This is a genomic window from Endozoicomonas sp. ALC013, assembly GCF_049310205.1.
Classification (GTDB): domain Bacteria; phylum Pseudomonadota; class Gammaproteobacteria; order Pseudomonadales; family Endozoicomonadaceae; genus Endozoicomonas.
Genome location: NZ_JBLYNS010000291.1, coordinates 1 through 3,121 on the forward strand (window position 1 = coordinate 1; position 3,121 = coordinate 3,121).

The following is a 3,121-nucleotide window of genomic DNA, read 5'->3' on the forward strand; positions in this document are numbered from 1 at the left end:
AACCGCAGTCTGCTTTTTATATTCTCATGAATTAATGAAATATAATTATGGATAGAAGATCTGCCGGTATCAGTGGTAAATACACAATATCTGGTAATAATTACAACCAACCGAATAGCCATGCCCCTTCTTCAGGGCGTGGACGATATAGGCATGCCACAGTCAGACCATGGGATCATCCCCCCCGAACTGTGCCGGGTCGCAATGAATTTTACCATTCTTCTGGCACACGCTCTTCTCAACATCTACAGTGCCGTTCAGTAAATCCTGCTGAAGATTTTAATGCCCTCATCACACAGGAAATAATGGATGATCTGTTGAGTAAATCGGATTATTTCGGTCATCGCTATAATGGAAAAAATCACAGTCAATTTGCCAGTTCAATTAAAGAATACACGTCAGCTGCTAAAAGACCGTTAAACCGGGCAGAACAAAGCCAGCTGATACGTATGCTGCAAAACTTTACCCCAACACGGAGCTGGAATTGGCGAAACCTGACGACAACACTTCATTCATTGACTTCAGCAGGTGTTTTTACCCCTCATTACCCCATGGATGAGCGTGTCAAGCTTACTCAAGCTCACTTATTGTCAACGCTACTGGATACAATAAGATTTAACTGCTGTCAAAAACCTCAAGCCAGGAATATCGATGCCCGGGGTATCGCCAACCTGCTTTGGGCCATGGCGAAACTGGTGGACAAAGGGCAGAAGCAGACACCGGAGTTTAACAAGGCCGTTGTCGCGCTGTTGCCCCACGTGAGCGCAATGAAAGACCAATTTAAGGCCCAGGGCATTGCCAACCTGCTGTGGGCCATGGCGAAACTGGTGGACAACGGGCTGGAGCCGACACCAGGGCTCAACGAGGCCGTGGTCGCCCTGTTGCCCCACGTGAAGGCACAGAAAGACCAATTCAATGCCCAGGCCATCGCCAACCTGCTGTGGGCCATGGCGAAACTGGTGGACAACGGGCTGGAGCGGACACCCGGGCTCAAAGAGGCCTTAGCCGCCCTGTTGCCCCTCGTGAACGTACAGAAAAACCAACTTAATACCCAGGGCATTGCCAACCTGCTGTGGGCCATGGCGAAACTGGTGGACAACGAACTGGAGCGGATACCGGGACTCCAAGAGGCCGTGGCCGCCCTGCTGCCCCTCCTGGACGCACAGAAAAACCGACTTAATGCCCAGAACATTGCCAACCTGCTGTGGGCCATGGCGAAACTGGTGGACAACGGGCTGGAGCAGACACCAGGGTTCAAAGAGGCCGTGGCCGCCTTGTTGCCCCACGTGAACGCACAGAAAAACCAATTTATTCCTCAGGGTATCGCCAACCTGCTGTGGGCCATGGCGAAACTGGTGGACCACGGGCTGGAGCAGACACCAGGGCTCAACGAGGCCGCGGCCGCCCTGTTGCCTCTCGTGAACGCACTGAGAGACCATTTTATTCCTCAACATATCGCCAACCTGTTGTGGGCCATAGCGAAACTTGTGGACAATGGGCTGGAGCAGACACCAGAGCTCAACGAGGCCGTGGCCGCCCTGTTGCCCCTCGTGCACGCACAGAAAAACCAACTTAATGCCCAGGGCATTGCCAACCTGCTGTGGGCCATTACGAAACTGGTGAACAACGGGCAGGAGTGGACACCAGAGTTCAATGCGGCCGTGGCCGCCCTGTTGCCCCTCGTGAACGCACAGAAAAACCAACTTAATGCCGTGGGAATCGGCAAACTGTTGTGGGCCATGGCGAAACTGGTGGACATCGGGCAGGAGCAAACACCAGAGCTCAAGGAGGCCGTGGCCGCCCTGTTGCCCCTCGTGAACGCACAAAAAGACCAATTTAATGCCCAGCATGTTGCCAACCTGCTGTGGGTCATGGCGAAACTGGTGGACAATGGGCTGGAGCAGATACCCGGGCTCAACGAGGCACTGGTCGCACTGTTGACCCGGGTGAACACACAGAAAGACCAATTTAATGTCCGGGATATCGCCAACCTGCTGTGGGCCATGGCAAAACTGCTGGGCAACGAGCAGAAGCCGACACCCGGGCTCAACGAGGCCGTGGCCACGCTACTGCCACACGTGAAAGTACAGAAAGCTAACTTTAAACCACAGGATATCGCCAACCTGTTGTGGGCCATGGCGAAACTGGTAGACAACAGATATGAGCAGACACCAAAGTTCAACGAAACCGTGGCTACGCTGTTGACCTGCGTGATCGTACAAAAAGCTAACTTTAACCCACAGGAAATCGCCAACCTGCTGTGGGCCATGGCAAAACTGGGGGATAACGGACAGGAGCAAACACCAGGGCTCAACGTGGCCGTAGCTGAGCTGTTACACCGGGTGAACGCACAGGAAGAGCAATTTATTGCCCAGCATGTTGCCAACCTGCTGTGGGCCACGGCCAAACTGGGTGAACTCATTGAGCTGAACCTGGCTACCTCTGCGTGCGAATCGCTTGTCTATCGAATCAGTGAGAACCTTGAGTTTTCCAGGGAAGAGATATCAATGTCTCTCTGGGGAGTCATGGTATGCTGTGCCAGGCTGGCTCTGGACTCCAATGCCAATAAGAATAACGTTTTTGAAAAGCACATGGATGACCTGTTGACTCGCCTGAAAAATAAATCGCCGCATGATGAAGAGGATCAATCCACTATGATCATGGCCTCAAGCTGGCTTGGCAGAGCGTGTCCGGTCGTCCGCCATTACCAGACAGCCATTTCAAAAACCCAGGCCGAATTTCGCCATCAACTCCAATCCTGTATGCCCTCTTTGAAGATTGAAGAAGAAAAGAGTTTGAACTCATTGCCTCCGGTTGACCTGTTACTGCCAGATCACAACATGGTGATTGAAGTTCAGGGACCGTCTCATTACGTGGGTGGTGATTTCATAACCAGGAAAGGTTCGACGCTGCTGAAAATCGCACTGCTGCAAAAATCAGGATTTGAGGTCATTGAAATCCCGGTTAACCGGCTTTACAACCAGGTTTTAATGAAACCATTTATTGATCAAATAAAGAAGAGCGCAAACAGCCAGTAATCGCCTCCCTGCCATCATGACTCAGGAACCGTTTTTACAATTCAGAGTAGATGTTCTCCTCCAACCGCTTGCGTTTATTAACC

At 52.0% G+C, this 3,121-nt stretch carries 1 protein-coding gene; it reads left to right on the plus strand.

Features of this window, described 5'->3' with window-relative positions:
- Positions 1-47: 47 nt before the first annotated feature.
- Positions 48-3,038 carry a DUF1601 domain-containing protein gene (locus ACO6V1_RS23225; protein WP_422468874.1) on the plus strand — a complete coding sequence of 997 codons (2,991 nt, stop codon included), beginning with the start codon at positions 48-50 and terminating at the stop codon, positions 3,036-3,038.
- Positions 3,039-3,121: the final 83 nt, after the last annotated feature.

Bases quoted from the DNA above. Each gene is read 5' to 3' on its own strand.
- ACO6V1_RS23225 (WP_422468874.1), top strand. From the start codon at position 48: ATGGATAGAAGATCTGCCGGTATCAGTGGTAAATACACAATATCTGGT.